This window comes from Deinococcus radiotolerans (genome assembly GCF_014647435.1).
GTDB classification, from domain to species: Bacteria; Deinococcota; Deinococci; order Deinococcales; family Deinococcaceae; genus Deinococcus; species Deinococcus radiotolerans.
This window is the reverse complement of the sequence record NZ_BMPE01000001.1, coordinates 625578-641833: the sequence shown is the minus strand read 5'-3', so window position 1 is coordinate 641833 and position 16256 is coordinate 625578. Positions and strand designations below refer to the sequence as shown.

Below are 16256 nucleotides of genomic sequence, written 5' to 3'. Positions count from 1 at the left end.
CCGCCGGACGCGAGGTCAGCGCTGCACCAGGGCCGGAGCAAACCGGGCCAGGGCCGCCTCCACGATCACCGGCCAGTGGTCCGGCCCGGGCTCGTGGCCCATATCCGGCACTTCCAGCAGCCCCCCACGCACGGCTGCCGCGAAGCTCTGCCCCTCCCACGGCGGGCAGATGGTGTCGCGCAGGCCCACCACATTCAGCGTCGGTACGCGCCAGCCCCGCGTGAAACGCGCCGGGGAACAGCTAACCCACTGCTCCGGCGTGAGCACCGCGTCGTAGTAGCGGCGCAGCCTCCGGTACCCGGTCGTCTCATACACGCGCCGCAGATCGGTGGGCGCACTGACGGCCACCACCCCGTCCAGCGGGACGCCCTGCCGAGCGGCCAGCAGGGCCATCAGGCCACCCATCGAGAAGCCCAGCAGCACTACCGACGAAGCGGGCACGCGCGCCCGGACGTCTCCCAGGGCTGCCCGGAGATCAGCCGGATGACTGCGCCCGTAGTCGTCGCACCCCCCGGAACCGCGCCAGCCGCGCATCGAGAGGCTCACGACCGCCGCCCCCCGCGCCTGCAAGGCCTCAGCCGGCCGGACCATCGCGGCGGCGTCCTGCCCGTACCCGTGCAGCAGCACGAACAGCGGCGCGGCCTGAGGTTGCGGCCACACGTACCCACCGAGCCGGACCCCGTGCCCGCTCACCTCCAGCCGTTCCGCCCCGGCCAGGGGCGGGAGGGTCAGGCCAGGCACCAGGACGGAACGCATGCTCCATCCTCCCTCATCGGGAGGACGGCGCGGGCGCGGCACCTCACCCTTCCTTGGCGATCAGGCGGCCCCGGTCTGTCACGGGCGTACCCTGCGGGCATGACCATCCGCGCCCTCTTCTTCGACATCGGCGGCGTCCTGCTCAGCAACGGCTGGGACCGTGAGCAGCGCGCCGTCGTCGCCGCGCAGTTCGGCCTGGACGCCACGGACTTCGGTGAGCGGCACAAGCTGGCCGTGCCCGAACTGGAACTGGGCCGCATGACCCTGGACGAGTACCTGGAGCAGACCGTGTTCTGCCACCCGCAGACCTTCACGCCGGGCGAGTTCCGCGCCGCGATGGAAGCGCAGAGCACCCCGCACGAGGGCGCCCTGGCCCTCGCCCGTGATCTCGCCACGTGCCACCGCCTGTACGCCCTGAACAACGAGGGCCGCGACCTGAACGACCACCGCGTCCGCACCTTCGGCCTCAGCGAGTTCCTGCTGGCGTTCTTCACGTCCTCCACGCTGGAACTCATGAAACCCAACCCCGCCATCTACCGCGCCGCCCTCACGCTGGCCGCCGTCGCCCCGCACGAGGCCGTCATGATCGACGACCGCGCCCAGAACACCGAAGCCGCCCGCCGGGTCGGCATGCACGCCATCCGCTACGAGAACGCCGCGCAGCTCCGGGAGGAACTAGCGGCGCTGGGCGTGGAGTGAGAGAAGGGTGTGGCGGTTCTTGTCAGCCGCGCAGATAGCGTGGTGATCGGGTGAACTAGGCCGGATGGGAGCAGCCCCCTCGCGGGAAGACCGTCCCTAGTTCTGGATTGTGCGCGTCGTGCGGTAGGTGCGCCCCTCAATCGTCAGGGTTTTGGCGGTCCATTGTCCCTGAGCGTTATATTCCCAGGTCGTGACGCTCGTTTCCTTTCCAAACTGGGTGGCGGTGGAGGTCTCATTCACGACTCGGCCCTGCTCGTCCAGAAGGAGCGTGCCGTTCTCCGTCACGAAGCCGTCCAGCCGGGCTGTGGTGTACACGATGCGACGCTGGGCGTCTGGCGCGCCGAAAACGGTGACGGAGCCTGTCGATCCGCCTTTCCTAGTCAGTCTACTGAGTTGACCGCGTTCGTTCAGTTCGGCGGTGGTGGTTATGGTCTGGCCGTAGAGCGTCTCGGTCATGATCACCTGTTGTGGGCTGGGGTATTGGCAGGCAATCTCGATGTCTTTGGCGTTGTAGAGCTCTGGAACGTTCATTTTTAGGTAAAGGGGGCGACCGGTCCCGTCATAGTTCAGCGTGATGTCAGTTGGCCCGAAGCGGCCCGCGTTGAGGTTGACCTGCCCGAGTGTCTTGACCCGGTCTTCGCGTGAGGACGGCAGGTCGATGTCGTCTCCCGGCACGAACCATTTCCGGGCCCGCTGAAAGACGCCCTGGTTGACCTGTGCGGTGACCGTCGTCCTGCTGGCGAAGGCATCCACGACGTAGATGTTGCGCGTCAATGTCCGGCCGTCGAACGTGGTTTCTGTCCAGCGTTCAAGCTTGCCATTGTCATCGAAGAACTTCTCGATGGTGTTGCTGGGGAGCATCATGCTGGTGAACACGCTCCACGCATTCTCTTCCTGCGGGACGTACTGCGGGAAGCACAGCTCGGCAGATGCGGCAGATGTGAAGAGGAACAGTCCAAGAACAGTCGTGCGGAGACTCACCCGGTCAGTCTACTGTAAGCAGAATTCAGCTGAAAAACGCTGTGACAGGCGTGCCTGGGGTCACATTCCTACTGCGTCAGGAACGCCTTGACCGCGCCGAGGCTGCCGGTGTCGAGCAGCAGCTTCCCGCTGGGGCGGTGCAGCAGGGCGGGGGTGCGGGCCAGGGCGTGCGCGTCGGCCAGGGCGGTGAAGGCGTCGGGGTTCTGCTGGCGGTGCAGCACTTCGATCTGGTCGTCGAACGCGCCGCGCAGGGGGAGGGTCAGCATGCGTTTGAGGGTCTCGCACTGCGGGCACTGGTCCTGCGTGAACAGCACGAAGGGTTTCGGGTCAGTCATGGGCGACCTCCTGAGCGGGCCAGAGTTCGCTGAAGTCCTCATCCGTCAGGGCTTCAACCCGCAGCTTGGCATAGCTGCTGCCCTTGGCGCTGAAAAAGTCATGCGTGGTGCCGCGTGAGCGGATGCCGTTCAGCACGACGGGATTCACGTCCTCGTCGGGGAAGCGGCGGTCCAGGCCCAGATTGTCCGCCAGTACGTTGAAGTTGAAACGGATGAACGTGGCGACGTCCTGGGCAAGGTTCACGCCGCCGTACAGCACCTCGGTGTACGCCAGTTCGTTGCGGTACAGCGTGTCGAGGCTCTGCTCGTACCACGCGAGGGCCTGCGCCTGCTCCTCTTCGGTCATCGCGGCGAACTTCTCCTGCGCCAGCAGCGCCACGTACACGCCGTGCACGGCCTCGTCGAGGATGATCAGGTTGAAGATCTCCCCGGCCGACACCATGCGGCCCTGACCGGCCAGCAGCAGCGGGTAGTAGAAGCCGCTGTAGAAGAGCGCGGTTTCCAGCATGCACGACACGACCATCTTCCGCCACAGGCCGAAGTCGCTGACGTCCGGGTCGCGGAACACGTCCTCGATGAACTGAATCTTGAACTGAAGCTGCGGCTGCGCCTCCACCCACGCGAACACGGCGCGTTCCTCGGTGGTCGTCAGGAACGTCTTGTTCATCAGGCTGTAGCTGCGCGCGTGGATGTCCTCCATCATCCCCTGGAATTGCAAGGTCGCCTTGCGGATGTGCCCGTCCACCAGGCCGCGCAGGGCCGGCATGCCCACCTCGCCCTGGAGCGTGTCCAGCGCGTTCAGGCCCGCCGAGGCGTGCATGTACGTCCAGCGTTCCTGCTCGGTCAGGCTCTTCCAGTGAATCGCGTCGTTCGTCAGCGGAATCTCGTCCGGGAACCACAGCTGGGACGTGTACTTCTCGTAGAACGTCACCGAGAAGCTGTCCTCGGGGTCGCTCCAGTTCGTGGCAGTAAAGGGGGCTCGGGTCATATCAGGTCTCACAGGGAATGGGGAGGGGAGAGGGGGTCTATCAGGTGGCGATTTGGGGGAAGGGGCTGAGAGTCTAAATGTCTGAGGGTCCAAGAATGGCGTGGTAGAGGGCCTTTTCTTGGCCTCTTCGACCTTTGGACGGTCAGACCCCGCAGGTTCGTGCAAACCGATATCAACCCCCTCACCCCTACCGCCGTCAGATGGCGCAGTTCAGGCACTCGTCGATGCTGACCTTGCGCAGTCGCGTGTAGTACAGCGTTTTCAGGCCTCTGGCGTAGGCGTACAGGTAGTAGCGTTGCAGGGTGCGGGTGCTGGCGTTGCTGGGCACGAACAGCGTGCAGGAGATGCCCTGGTCCACGTGGCGTTGCGCGGCGGCGACGGTGTCGATGACGCGCTTCTGGTCCATGTCGTACGCTTCCTCGTAGAACCATTCGGTCAGTTCGTTCAGGTGCGGCATGGGGTAGATGGTGCGGGCCTTGTTGCTCGTGCGGGTCTCGACGCGTTCGGTGATGGGCATGATGCTGGCCGAGGCGTTGCTGACGTAGCTGATGCTGCCGGTGGGCGCGATGGCCATGACGAAGGAGTGCGCCAGTCCGTGCGTCTGGATGTCCTGCACGAGCGCATGCCAGTCGGCGCGGGTGGGGAGGTCGTGTCCGTCGAACAGCGCGGCGACCTCGGGCGTGGTCGGCAGGAAGTCCTCCTGCACGTACTGCGCGAAGTGCTCGCCGGTCTGGTAGCGGCTGCCGTGGAAGCCCTGGAACACGAAGCCGGTATCCCGCGCGATCTGCATGCTGGTGCGCCGGGCGTGGTAGTGCACGGCGGCGAAGTACACGTTCACGAACTCCAGCGCCTCGGGGCTGCCGTACACGAGTTCGTTCTTCGCCAGGAACGAGTGCAGGCCCATGGCGCCCAGGCCGATGCTGCGCATCTCCTCGTTGGCGCGTTTCACGGCGGGCACCTCGTGGATGCTGGTCGAGCGGGCCACGTTGTCCAGCAGTTTCACCGCCGAGCGCACCACGCGCCCCAGGTCGCCGCTGGCGAGGCTCTGCTCGATGACCAGCGACGCGAGGTTGCAGCTGACGTCCAGACCCACCTGATCCCTGTCCTCCTGCCCGTAGGCGTGGAAGGTGCTGGGGAGGGTGGGTTGTAGGATCTCGCTGCACAGGTTGCTCATCTTGATCGTCCCGACGTTCGGGATGGGGTTCGCGCGGTTCGCGTTGCCCTCGAACAGCAGGTACGGGTAGCCGCTCTCGCCCTGCGTGACGGCAATGTCCTCCAGGATGCGGCGGGGCGACACGAGTTTCTTGCGCAGGCGCGGGTTCGCGGCCAGGGTGTCGTACTCGCGCGTCCAGTCGATGCTGGTGAACTCGCGCTTGGTCTCCTGGAACAGCGAGTGCGGGTAGAACTGGTAGATGTCCTGCCCGGCGCGGGCCTTCTCCAGGAAGATGTCCGGGATGGTCGCGCCCATGGACAGGGTCTTCAGGCGGGCATCCTCGTCCGAGGCGATCTTCTTCGCGCTCAGGGTGTCCAGGAAATCCGGGTGCATGACGCTCAGGTAGATCGCGCCCGCACCGGGCCGCTGCCCCGCCTGATCCGCGTAGCGCAGCATGTTGTCCAGCATCTTCGCCACGCCCATGACGCCCTTCGTGACGTTCTGAATGCCGCGCAGGCTCTCGCCGCGCGCGCGCAGGTTGCTGACCTCCACGCCGATCCCGCCGCCGCCCTTGCTGAGTTCCGCCACGAACGACAGCGTCTTCGTGATCGAATCCAGGTTGTCCGTGCAGTCCTGCAGCAGGAAGCAGCTGACCAGCCGCCCCGTGTTCGCCTTCCCGGAGTTCATCAGGGTGGGCGTGGCGGGCGTGAACGTCTGGTTCACCAGATGCTCGACGAGTTCCAGCGCTTCCGGCAGGGACTCGCTGCGGGCCAGCGCCGTGACGCTCAGGCGGTCCTCGTACCGCTCCAGCCACTGCTTGCGGTCCGGGGTCATGGTCGCGTACTCGCTGTAGAACTTGAACGCGCCCATGAACGACCGGAAGCGGAAGTTGAGCCCGTACGCCCGCTCGAACACCGCGCGGACCTCCTGCGGCGTGAAGCGCACGAACACGGCGGTGTCCCACACGCCCCGCTCGGTCAGCGTGGCGATCTTCTCCTCCAGGCTGGGGAAGGTCACGGTGTTCGGGTTGACCTTCTCGCGGAAGTACACCCGCAGCGCCTCCTGATCATGCGACGTGTCCACCACGCCACCCGCCAGCACCTTGTTGTTCAGTTCAATCCAGGGATCCATTCGTTCGTCCTTTCCGCCACCACGGGCGACACCCACGCTGCACTCGATTCCTTACCCTGCCCCGCCAGCCACGCCAGCACCGCCGCGCGGTCCGCTGCCGTCCCGCCCTTGTTCAGCCGGGCGACCAGCGGCACCCCGAACTGCGCGGCGATCCGGTCGCCCGCCCGCCCGAAGTTCTCCCCCCAGTGGTAACTGCCGCTCGACACCACGCCCCGCAGGCCCGCCCCGTGCTCGCGCAGGAACGCGGCGGTGCTGTCCGGCACCTGCCCCGACCCGAACGTGTACGTCAGCAGCAGGAACCCCTCACCCGGCGCGGGCGGCGCGTCCCGCACCGACCCGACCGGCAGGCCCCCCGCCTCGCGCGCCAGGGCCGTCGCGAACCGCCGCACGTTCCCCGTCAGGGAATCGAACACCAACCTCACTCCTCTGCCGCCAGTGGGGGCACGGGCGCCGGCTGCCCATCCTCACCCAGCGCCACAAGCGCGAACGTTCCCGCGCACGCCAGTTCCCGCGTCTCGCTGTACATGTCCTCACGGAACACGTCCACCTGCACCGTCATGCTCGTCCGCCCAGTCCGCACCACGCGCGCCACGAGTTCCACCAGCGACCCCTGCGGAATCGGATGCCGGAACTCCATAGCGTCCAAGTGCCGCGTCACCACCTTCTTCCGGCAGTGCCGGGTCGCCGCGATGAACGCCGCCGAATCCATCAACGACAGCGCCTCACCACCGAACAGCGTGCCGTGATGGTTCGTCAGGCCGGGAAAGACGACGTGCGTCACGCGCGTCTCACGCGGTGGTACGGGTGAAAGGCCGCCCAGCGGACGGGACAGGGGCAGGGTCATGGAACACCTCTGAGGGGCTTCCGGTGAGTCGTCAGACGAACCCGAGCGGAGCGAGAGGAAGTCGGGGAGGCCCGGCGGCGACGGAGGGGCAGGTTCGGCGGTGTTCCGAACGTGCGCCGCAGTCAGAGCGGGGCCGGGTCAGGGGCAGCGGGGCAGTGGTTGTCAGGTGATCAAGGGAAAACCGCCTTGTGCCCCTTGCGCGGGGGCCGTGAAGTGGGCGTCTCTTTGCTGGGCGAGCGTTCGGACTGTGAACCGTGGCGCGACCGTGCCGGACTGAACCCCCCTGTGGGGCGTGACCGGACTTCCCTCTGTTCCCGCAAAGTGCTGCGTGTGCAGCGACTGCAGAAGTCTACATCTTGTACTGATCGCGGTCAAACGCCTGATCGATATACATCATGTTGTATAGGATCTAGCCCCCTGGCGTGTTCTTGATGTACAGTTCCGCCAGGAAAAACAGTTTAGTAATCACTAAAGCGATCAACGCGCTTCGTCCAACATTCTGGAGAAAATCATAGAAGGGGGTCAGATCGGATAACGCCGTTTTCTTTGATCTCAGTTGCAACAACGTCAATGACGCGGCCGAAATGACGATCAGTATATCTAGAAGCATTGCACTCCTCAGGATCTGACACGAGCTATTCGTGTCATGGGAGAGAAATGGTGTCGTTTCTACTGTCGACAATCCAAGCTATTGAGCCATAGAAGATCCGCCTTGAGCCCCGTGCGCGGGGACAACGATATGGGCGTCTCTTCGCGAGGCGAGCGTTCGGACTGGAGACCGTGGCGCGACCGTGCCGGACTGAAATCCCATATTCGGGATGTGACCGGACTTCCCTCTGTTCCTGCGAAGTGTTGCACTTGCAACGACAGCCGGAGTCTACATGCGGTGTCAGGAACGGTCAAATGCAGGTGCGGTATACATCATCTGGTATGACAGGAAAACGCACCGCCTCCGGGGTGGAAGCGGTGCGTGGTGGGCTTCAGTCTACGCGGTGACGGGGGTCAGGATGGCGCGGGCGGCGGTGCGTCCGGCGTTCACGCAGTCGGGGACGCCGACGCCGGTGTAGCTGGCTCCGGCGATCTGCTGGTGCGCGGGCAGCGCGGCGCGGATGCGGGCGATGTGGTCGAGGTGTCCGACGACGTACGCGGGGTTCTTGCCGCGCCAGTCGCCGAACGCGTGCCAGAGCGGGTCGCCCTGCGCGCCGAAGAGCCGCTCGGCGGTTTCCTGCGCCATGACTCGGGCTTTTGCGGGTTCGATGTCCTTGAAGAAGACGCGCATCAGCACGTGCCCGTCGGGGGCGCGGCCGTGCATCTTCGCGGAGTGCACCGTGATGGCTTTCAGGAGGGTGTCCTCGCTGGCGTCCACCTGCAGGCCGTGCAGGAGCATGTCGCCGGGGAACTGCTCGGCGCGGTACGCGAGGACCACGGCGACGCTGCTGTTCGCCTTGAGCTGCCCGATCAGGCTGGCGGCTTCCGGGTAGTCCCGCTGGTACATGGCGCCCGCGTACCAGGCGGGGGTGGTGTTGATGACGGCCCGGCCGCGCAGTTCCTCGCCGCCCGCGAGGGTCACGCCGTGCTCGTGCACGCGCAGGACGGGGCTGTTCAGGCGGATCTCGCCGCCGGTCAGGCGTTCGTGCAGCGCGCGGATCAGGGTGCTGGTCCCTTCCTGGAAGGACATGAAGACGGGGCCGGCCGCGCGGGGCGTGGCGCGGCTGCCCCGGATGACGCTGCCGTACTCCTGTTCCATTTTCAGGAACTGCGGGAACGCCGCTTTCATGCTCAGTTCCAGCGGGTTCGCCACGTAGATCCCGGCGGCGAGCGGCACGATGAAGTTCAGGCTTTCCGGCCCGAAGCGCCGCGTGAGGAACGACGCAAGGGACTCGTCCTCGTCGGTCGGGGGCTTGGGCGGCACGTGCTGCTCGTCCAGGTAGCGGCGCAGACCCTCGGGGGACAGCACGCCACTCTGCAGGAACGAGTCGTCGTCCAGCGGCACGAACATCTTCATGTTCGGCGGGAACGGCAGGAGCTGCCCGCCGCGCAGGAAGTAGATCTTCTTCGTGTCCTCGCGCGGGTGGATCACCTGAGCCTCCAGGCCCACCTCGCGCGTCAGCTGCGCCGCATAGGGTTTACCTAGGATGAACGCGTCGGCGGCCCGCTCGACGAGGAAGCCGTCCTCGGTGCGTTCGGAGTGCAGTTTCCCGCCCAGGTAATCCCCGGCTTCGAGCAGCACGAACGGCACGCCGCGCGTCTGGAGTTCCCAGGCGGCGCTCAGGCCGGTGATGCCGCCCCCCACGATGATCACGGGCAGCTCACCGCCCGCCCCTGTACCACTCAGGGCTGCGCCGTCCTTCACTGCGGCGTCGGTCATGACAGCGCGGCCACCTTGCGTTCCAGCACGCTGGCGAGCGTCCCGATGAACAGCGGGTCGGTGTTCAGGGCCGGGGGGCGCACCAGGGTCATGCCGAGTTCGGCGGCCGTCTCCTGCGCGGCGATGTCGATGTCGAAAAGGATCTCCACGTGGTCGGACACGAAGCCCACCGGCACGCTGACCACTTTCTTGATGCCCTTGCCGGACAGGTCGTGCATGTGCTCGTCGAGTTGCGGCCCCAGCCAGGGCTCGGGGCTGCGCCCGGCCGACTGGTAGCTCCAGGACCACTGGTCGTCGCGCAGTCCGGCGGCGGCGGCGATCAGGCGCGCGGACTCGTGCAGCTGGTCGGCGTAGGGGTCACCCTCGCGCAGGATCCGCACGGGCAGGCTGTGCGCGCTGAGGATCACGTGCACGTCGTCCCGCTCGCCTTCCGGGAACGCCTCGATGCCCTCGCGGACGCGGTTGGCCAGGGCCGTCACGTACCCGCTTTCGGTGTGGTACTCGTTCACGAACTCGAAGTCGATGTGGCCGTGATTCATGCTCAGGCCCGCCTTGATCTTCTTCTGGTACTTCGCGACGCTCATGCTCGAGTAGTGCGGGGCCAGCACGATCGCCACGGCCTGCGTGATGCCGTCGTCGAGCATCTCGCGCACGGCGTCCTCGATCCAGGGGTTCCAGTGGCGCATGCCGATGTACGCCTTCAGGGGCCGCTGCACGCGCGCCTGGAGTTCCTGCATGGTCGCCTCGACCTGCGCGCGGGTGAACTCCGGCAGGGGGCTCTTCCCGCCGATCTGGCGGTAATTGTTTGTGATCTCGTCCAGCACGGCCTGCGTCGTCACGCGCCCGGCGCGGATGTCCGCGAGGTACCCGGGCATGTCCTCCAGGCTCTCGGGGCCGCCGTAGGCCATGAACAGCACGCCCAGCGGCGCTCCTTGGTGGGTGGAATCGGTCATGTCGCTCCTTTCAGGTCACAGGGGGGAATCGGGGTGGGGTCCGGTGCGGTCGCTGCTATCCCTGCTCGGGGGTTACTTCGCGGTCTGCTCGTGCACGTAGTCCACGAGGCGGCGGACCATGTCCACGGGCGTCTCGGGCAGCAGGCCGTGCCCCACGTTGAAGATGTGCCCGGGGCGGCCGTCCACCTCGGCCAGGATGCGGTCGGTCTGGTGCTTCAGTTCACGCCAGGGGCCCTGCAGCAGCAGCGGGTCGAGGTTCCCCTGCACGCCCTGGCCGGGCTGGATGAGCTTCCAGGCGTCGTTCAGGGGCGTGCGCCAGTCGATGCCCATGACGTCGCTGCCCAGCGAGGACATCTGGGGCAGGAGGTGGTGGGTGCTGGTCCCGAAGTAGATGACGGGCACGCCCAGTTTCTTGGTGCGTTCGATCAGGCGGCCCGTGGCGGGCTTCACGAACGTCACGTAGTCGTAGATGCTCAGCGCGCCCACCCACGAGTCGAAGATCTGCACGGCCTGCGCGCCCGCCTTGACCTGCTCGGCCAGGTAGTCCGCGAGGATCGTCTCGAACTTGTCCATCAGGCGGTGCCACGCGGCGGGCTCGCCGTACATGAAGCGCTTGGTGCGCTCATAGTTGCGGCTGCCCTTGCCCTCGATCGCGTAGCTGGCCAGCGTGAACGGCGCGCCCACGAAACCGATCAGCGGCACGCCGCGCGGGTCGAGTTCCTGCCGCACGAGCTTGATCGACTCGGCGGTGTACGGCATGACCTCCGCGGCGGCGGGCACGCCCAGGCGGTCCACGTCGAAGGGCGTCTCGATGCGGTTGCTGATCTGCGGGCCCACGCCCCCCACGAAGTCCAGGTCCAGGCCCATGACGGGCAGCGGCGTCAGGATGTCGTTGAAGAGGATCGCGGCGTCCATCGGCATGGCCTTGATGGGTTGCAGGGTGATCTCTGCGGCCAGTTCCGGCGTGCGGATGCACTCCAGCATGCTGCGCCCGGCGCGCAGCGCGCGGTACTCGGGCATGTAGCGCCCGGCCTGCCGCATGAACCACACCGGGGTGTGCGGGGCGGCCTCGCCGCGCATGGTCTTCAGGAACGCGGAGTCGCGGTTGGTGGGGTCAGGGGTCAGGACGGGTGCGCTGGGTCGGGTCACGGTGGTGGGGCTCCTTGCAGAGGTGGGGGCGCGCCTGGCCTGGCGCGCGGATCGAATGGGGAGAAAGCCGCACCTGTCGCGGCGTCAGGTGGGGCAGCGCCCGGTACTCTAGCGGAGAGCCTTCCAGTCAATCATCCCGAACCAACCGGTCGGTAAGCCCGTGCTGGAGGGCGCAGCACACCCATTGTCCGGGGTGGACGCCGGGTCAACCGTATGGAGGCCGCTAGTGTGTTCAGCGAACGCACAGCCCCATGCCGTTGGCGCAGCAGAAAGCCGGAGGTCAGGCGGGAACCCGCCCCCTCCGGCTTTCTGCTGCGCTCAGACCTTGACGAATTCCTGCACGCCCATCACGAACATGACGGCGCCGCCCACGGGCACCTCGACCGGGTCGTTCACGAGGCCCTCGTTCTGCTCGCCCATCGGGACGCTGGGGGCGACCAGGCGGGTGCGGGTGCGGCAGGTGCGCTGCACGTGCCGTTTCAGTTCGTCCAGGCGTTCATCCTGCACGCCGATCATCAGGGTGGTGTTGCCTTCACGCAGGAAGCCGCCGGTGCTGGCGAGCTTCGTGACCTCGAAGGCGTTCTGGGACAGCACGCGGACCAGGGCGGTCGCGTCGGCGTCCTGAATCACAGCCAGCACAAGCTTCATGCTCGGCAGGATACCAGAGACTCCATGAAGGCTCCGTCAGGTTGCTCAGCCGTGCGGGCGGCAGGCACCAAAAAACCCCCGCCGGGGCGGGGGCAGAGCGGGCCTGGATCAGGCGACGGCTTTCTTGCGGCCGGTCTTCTCGGGCGCGGCGCCGTCCTGGCCGAGCGCCTGGGTTTCTTTCAGGCGGAAGATCACGAGGCTGCCCACGAAGGTGCAGGTGATCATGCCGTGCGCGTTCAGGAGGCTCAGGGCGGCCATGACGTCCTCGCGGGTCATGCGAAGCTGGTCACTCATGTACAGGGCGCTGTCGGCGCGGCCTTCCAGGTAGTCACGCACTTTCTTCGCGTCACTGGTCAGGGGTGTGGCGGGCACGTCCGCCAGGCCGGGGTCAGCCAGGCCGTACACGGCGCGGGTGCCCGTACCGGGGAGGCGGCGCACGCGGCCCTGGTCGAGCAGGCTGGCCAGCGCGGCGCGCAGGTGGCTCAGGGCGAGGCTGGTGGTCTTGGCCAGTTCAGTTTCGACCCATTCGGGCTTGCTTTCCAGCGCCTTGAGCACCAGCTTCTCGTTGGCGCGGCGGGTTTCCTGCAGGTCTTCAAGGGTAGGGGGATTGAACATTCGGGCCTCCGGGGCGCCGCTGGCCTGTGCGGGCACGGCGCGGAACTGTGGCGGTTCGGGGGCGGGCCCGGCCCTGGGTGGGCGGGTCCGGTGGGCGTAGTGGAGCGAGATCTGAGCGGGTGAACGACTGAACTCGACTTGGACGCAGTGCAACTTTGAGGCCGCAGTCGGCCTTGAGCGCAACTTTCCTATTGTTACAGATTTTCTCTCATCTTGCATGAGCAATCGGGGGCTTGTTTTTCATGCACGTCCTGTGACCCCGAACGCAAAATGCCGTGCCGGTGAGGTTTCTTGCGCCCATCACACGTCTCTCACCAGTCCAGCTGGATCGTTTCAGGCTTCCGGGACATGCACACTGCGGAACGCCACGCTTCCGGACCACGTATGCACGGACATGCCCCCAGATGGGGGCCCCAGGAGACCCATGCTCAGCATCCAGCACCTCACCAAGACCTACGGCTCCTTCCAGGCTCTGCACAGCGTCACCATGACCGCCCACGACGGCGAGGTCTTCGGCCTGCTCGGCCCGAACGGCGCCGGGAAGACCACCCTCCTGCGCATCCTGGCCACGCTGCTGCGCCCCACGGGCGGCACCGCCACCCTGAACGGCCATGACATCCTGCGCGACCCAGAAGCCGTCCGCCGCTCCGTCGGTGTCGTGAACGGCGGCATGGGCCTCCCCGCCCGCTTGACCGGCCGTGAAGTCCTGCGCTCCTTCGCCACGCTGTACGGCCTGAGCCGCGCGCAGGCCGACGCGCGCATCAGCGAACTGGACGACCGCCTCGAACTTGGCCGTACCCTGGACGTCCGCGCCGGCGAGTACTCCACCGGCATGAAACAGAAGGTCGTGATCGCCCGCGCCGTCATCCACGACCCACCCGTCCTGATCCTCGACGAGGCCGCCAGCGGCCTGGACATCTTCGCCCGGCGCACCCTGCTGGACTTCGTGCACGCCACCCGCGCGCCCGGCCGCCTTACCCTGTACTCCACGCACGTCATGAGCGAGGTCGAAGAAGTCTGCGACCGCGTCGCCATCCTGCACCAGGGTGAACTCCTGAATGTCAGCACCATCCCGGACGTGCTGGAACGCACCGGCACGGGCAGCCTTGAACGCGCCTTCTTCGCCCTGGTCCGCCCGGAGGCCCCCCATGCCCGCTGAACCCACCGCCGACCGCCGATCCGGCCTGCGCCCCGCGCTGGTCTGGCAGATTGCTGCCCGCGACCTCCTGGCCACCCTCCGTGACCGCCGGACCCTGCGCGCCACCATCCTCATGCCCCTGATCCTCATTCCCCTGTTCACCCTGGGCCTGCCCCTCCTGATGGGCAACCTGATCGGCGGTCAGCAGCAGACCCGGCAGCAGCTCGGCGTGGTCGGCCCGCTGCCCGAACCGCTACGCGCCGCCCTGAGCACCGACGAGACACTCCCCAACGGAACCGTCACGCGCGCCGGCGTGGACCTCGTGCCCGTCACCGACCCCATGAACGCCGTGCAGGACGGCACCGTGGACGCCGCCATCCAGGCCACCGGGCCCCTGCCCACCCAGGCTGGCAACGGCACCGGTACCCTGAAGCTGTACGCCAAACTGAGCAGCCTGCGCGCCCAGACGGGCGCCTACAGCAAGGTGCAGGACGTCATCCAGGCGTACAACCGCCAGCTGACCGTGCAGCGCCTCGGTACCCTGGGCCTGAACGCCGACACCCTCGAACCCGTCCGCATTGAACCCGTGGACGCCAGCAGCGCGCAGGAACAACGCAGCGGTCAGCTGGCCTTCCTGATCCCCATGCTGATGATGCAGTTCATCCTGGCCGGCGCCCTGGCCACCGCGCTGGACGCCACCGCCGGAGAGAAGGAACGCGGCACTCTCGAAAGCCTGCTCGTCGCGCCCGTCCGCCGCGCCGAGATCGTCGCTGGCAAACTGCTCGCCACCGCCACGACCGCCCTGACCAGCGCCGCCTTCAGCGTCGTCGGTTTCCTCCTCAGCGGCGCCGTCATGCGCGCCTACCAGCGCAGCAACCCCGGCGACACCGCCAGCATCACCCAGGCCATGGGCGGCCAGCTGACGCTGAGCCCTGCGGGCATCCTGACCCTGCTGGGCATTGCCGTCACCACCGCCCTGCTCATCAGCAGCCTCATGATCCTGATCGGCATCTACGCCCGCACGTTCAAGGAAGCGCAGACCTATGTCGCCCCGATCAACCTCGTGGTGGTCCTGCCCGCCGTGATGCTGCAATTCGCGGACTTCCTCACGGTCGGCCCGGCCCTGCACGCCACGCCCCTGATCGGCGGGATGCTCGCCATCCTGGAGACCGTTAAAGGCAGCGGCGAACCCGCGACCGCCGCGCTGGCCATGCTGGGCAACCTCGCCGCCACCACCGTCTTCAGCCTGCTGGCCCTGCGCTCCTTCAACCGGGAAGAGGTCATCTTCCGCAACTGACCGGCCACAGCACAGTCACCAGCGCGCCCGATCCTCCCAGTCAGGCGCGCTTTACCGTGCGTCAAACCCTGAATGGTGCGCAGCCGACCCGATGAGGCTCGGTCCGCCAGAGAAGGCGAGTCGACCTCCACGCGGACAAAGAGGCGTTCAGCTGTCCCGGGTGCGTCCGCCCCACGGCTCGTCCGGCGTCCTCGCCGCTCGCGCCAGCTGTCAGGCCACCGCTGGCGCTGAACTGGGCGGCGGATTCCGGTCACGCGGCCCGGCTCGACCTAGAATGCCGCCCGATGAGAATAGCGGTCCTCGCCGACATTCACGGAAACGCTGACGCCCTCAGCGCCGCGCTGCACGACGCGGCCACGCAGGGCGCCGAGCAGCTGATCGTCAATGGCGACGTCGTGAACCGGGGCCCTGACTCCGTGCAGGTCATGCACACCCTGCTGGAACGAAGTGACGTCACCTTCACACTCGGCAATCACGACGACCTGCTGCGCCTGTGGCACGCCCGCAGCAGCACGCTCCCCGCCACCTGGTACGACGATCCGTTCTGGGGCGCCACGGACTGGAGCGCCACCCAACTCCACCAGGCCGACCTGCTCGACATTCCCGGGCAGTGGCCCATGACCCTTGAGCTCACCCAGCCGGGCCTGCCCCGGGTGCAACTCGCCCACGGCACCCGCGACCACTACCGGGAAAGTCTCAGTGACCGCACCGACCCGGCGCGCCTTGAGCAGCTGCGCCACGCGCCGGACGGCAACCCGTACGGCGTCCTGATCGGATCCCATATCCACCGGCCCGTCCAGCACGAGCACGCGGGGACGCTCATCCTGAATACCGGAGCGGTTGGCTCACCCGCCACAGGGGATCCCCGCGCCCAGTACCTGCTGCTGGATGCGCGCCCAGACGGCTGGCACGCCACGCTCCGGTCTGTGGCGTACGACCGTGCGGGTGTTCTGCGCCGCTTCAACACCAGCGGTCTGCTCCGCACGGGTCTGAGCGCCCACATCTTCCGGGACGAACTGATCACCGCCCGCAGCCTCTACACGCCCTACTGGACTTGGACAGAGGAACACGCGTACCCCAGAACACACGCCACCTGGACTGAATTCCTGAACCTAAATCCCGACCTGCAACCCGTGTAGCCCAGAACGAACGTGACACGTTCAGGAGGATGGCTGCCTTGCCCTGCCCTCTGCCGGCGGGA

The 16256-nt window shown here is 67.0% G+C and carries 16 protein-coding genes; 4 read left to right on the top strand and 12 right to left on the bottom strand.

Annotation, left to right across the window (positions count from 1 at the left end; translation table 11 throughout):
* Positions 1-15: 15 nt before the first annotated feature.
* Positions 16-756: an alpha/beta hydrolase family protein gene (locus tag IEY63_RS03100; RefSeq protein ID WP_189067475.1), complete on the bottom strand. Its 741-nt coding sequence runs from the start codon at positions 754-756 to the stop codon at positions 16-18.
* 99 nt (positions 757-855) lie between these two features.
* Between IEY63_RS03100 and IEY63_RS03095 the strand changes: the two genes are divergently transcribed.
* Entirely contained in the window at positions 856-1455 is a 600-nt protein-coding gene (locus IEY63_RS03095) for an HAD family hydrolase (protein ID WP_189067474.1), read from the top strand.
* Between the two features lie 96 nt (positions 1456-1551).
* Here IEY63_RS03095 and IEY63_RS03090 read toward each other — a convergent pair whose 3' ends face one another.
* The 11 genes from IEY63_RS03090 to IEY63_RS03040 form a co-directional block, all read right to left on the bottom strand.
* Positions 1552-2436, bottom strand: coding sequence for a hypothetical protein (locus IEY63_RS03090; protein ID WP_189067473.1), 885 nt, complete (start codon positions 2434-2436; stop codon positions 1552-1554).
* A 68-nt stretch (positions 2437-2504) separates the two neighbouring features.
* Positions 2505-2771 (bottom strand): thioredoxin, encoded by a 267-nt coding sequence (locus IEY63_RS03085; protein ID WP_119675303.1) that lies wholly within the window; start codon positions 2769-2771, stop codon positions 2505-2507.
* Complete coding sequence (nrdF, locus tag IEY63_RS03080; RefSeq protein WP_189067472.1) at positions 2764-3759, bottom strand: class 1b ribonucleoside-diphosphate reductase subunit beta; 996 nt, start codon at positions 3757-3759, stop codon at positions 2764-2766. Before nrdF ends, IEY63_RS03085 begins: the two co-directional genes overlap by 8 nt.
* 196 nt (positions 3760-3955) lie before the next feature.
* Positions 3956-6043, bottom strand: a complete 2088-nt coding sequence (gene nrdE, locus IEY63_RS03075; RefSeq protein ID WP_189067471.1) for a class 1b ribonucleoside-diphosphate reductase subunit alpha — start codon at positions 6041-6043, stop codon at positions 3956-3958.
* Positions 6022-6456 (bottom strand): class Ib ribonucleoside-diphosphate reductase assembly flavoprotein NrdI, encoded by a 435-nt coding sequence (nrdI, locus tag IEY63_RS03070; protein WP_229784446.1) that lies wholly within the window; start codon positions 6454-6456, stop codon positions 6022-6024. Before nrdI ends, nrdE begins: the two co-directional genes overlap by 22 nt.
* A gap of 5 nt (positions 6457-6461) precedes the next feature.
* Positions 6462-6887, bottom strand: a complete 426-nt coding sequence (locus tag IEY63_RS03065; RefSeq protein WP_189067469.1) for an acyl-CoA thioesterase — start codon at positions 6885-6887, stop codon at positions 6462-6464.
* A 985-nt stretch (positions 6888-7872) separates the two neighbouring features.
* Positions 7873-9255 (bottom strand): protoporphyrinogen oxidase, encoded by a 1383-nt coding sequence (hemG, locus tag IEY63_RS03060; RefSeq protein ID WP_189067468.1) that lies wholly within the window; start codon positions 9253-9255, stop codon positions 7873-7875.
* Positions 9252-10208 carry a ferrochelatase gene (hemH, locus tag IEY63_RS03055; protein WP_189067467.1) on the bottom strand — a complete coding sequence of 319 codons (957 nt, stop codon included), beginning with the start codon at positions 10206-10208 and terminating at the stop codon, positions 9252-9254. Before hemH ends, hemG begins: the two co-directional genes overlap by 4 nt.
* Before the next feature lie 72 nt (positions 10209-10280).
* Positions 10281-11357 (bottom strand): uroporphyrinogen decarboxylase, encoded by a 1077-nt coding sequence (gene hemE / locus IEY63_RS03050; protein ID WP_189067466.1) that lies wholly within the window; start codon positions 11355-11357, stop codon positions 10281-10283.
* A 318-nt stretch (positions 11358-11675) separates the two neighbouring features.
* Positions 11676-12005: a cyclic-di-AMP receptor gene (locus IEY63_RS03045; RefSeq protein WP_189067465.1), complete on the bottom strand. Its 330-nt coding sequence runs from the start codon at positions 12003-12005 to the stop codon at positions 11676-11678.
* A 108-nt stretch (positions 12006-12113) separates the two neighbouring features.
* The gene (locus IEY63_RS03040) at positions 12114-12620 is read right to left on the bottom strand and encodes a transcription initiation factor IIE subunit alpha family protein (protein WP_189067464.1); all 507 of its coding nucleotides are present in this window, start codon (positions 12618-12620) and stop codon (positions 12114-12116) included.
* Between the two features lie 424 nt (positions 12621-13044).
* Between IEY63_RS03040 and IEY63_RS03035 the strand changes: the two genes are divergently transcribed.
* From IEY63_RS03035 to IEY63_RS03025, 3 genes are all read left to right on the top strand, one after another.
* On the top strand, positions 13045-13779 hold the full coding sequence (locus tag IEY63_RS03035) for an ABC transporter ATP-binding protein (RefSeq protein WP_189067463.1): 735 nt from the start codon (positions 13045-13047) through the stop codon (positions 13777-13779).
* Positions 13769-15055 carry an ABC transporter permease gene (locus IEY63_RS03030; RefSeq protein ID WP_189067462.1) on the top strand — a complete coding sequence of 429 codons (1287 nt, stop codon included), beginning with the start codon at positions 13769-13771 and terminating at the stop codon, positions 15053-15055. Before IEY63_RS03035 ends, IEY63_RS03030 begins: the two co-directional genes overlap by 11 nt.
* A gap of 284 nt (positions 15056-15339) precedes the next feature.
* Positions 15340-16194: a metallophosphoesterase family protein gene (locus IEY63_RS03025; RefSeq protein WP_189067461.1), complete on the top strand. Its 855-nt coding sequence runs from the start codon at positions 15340-15342 to the stop codon at positions 16192-16194.
* Positions 16195-16256 lie beyond the last annotated feature (62 nt).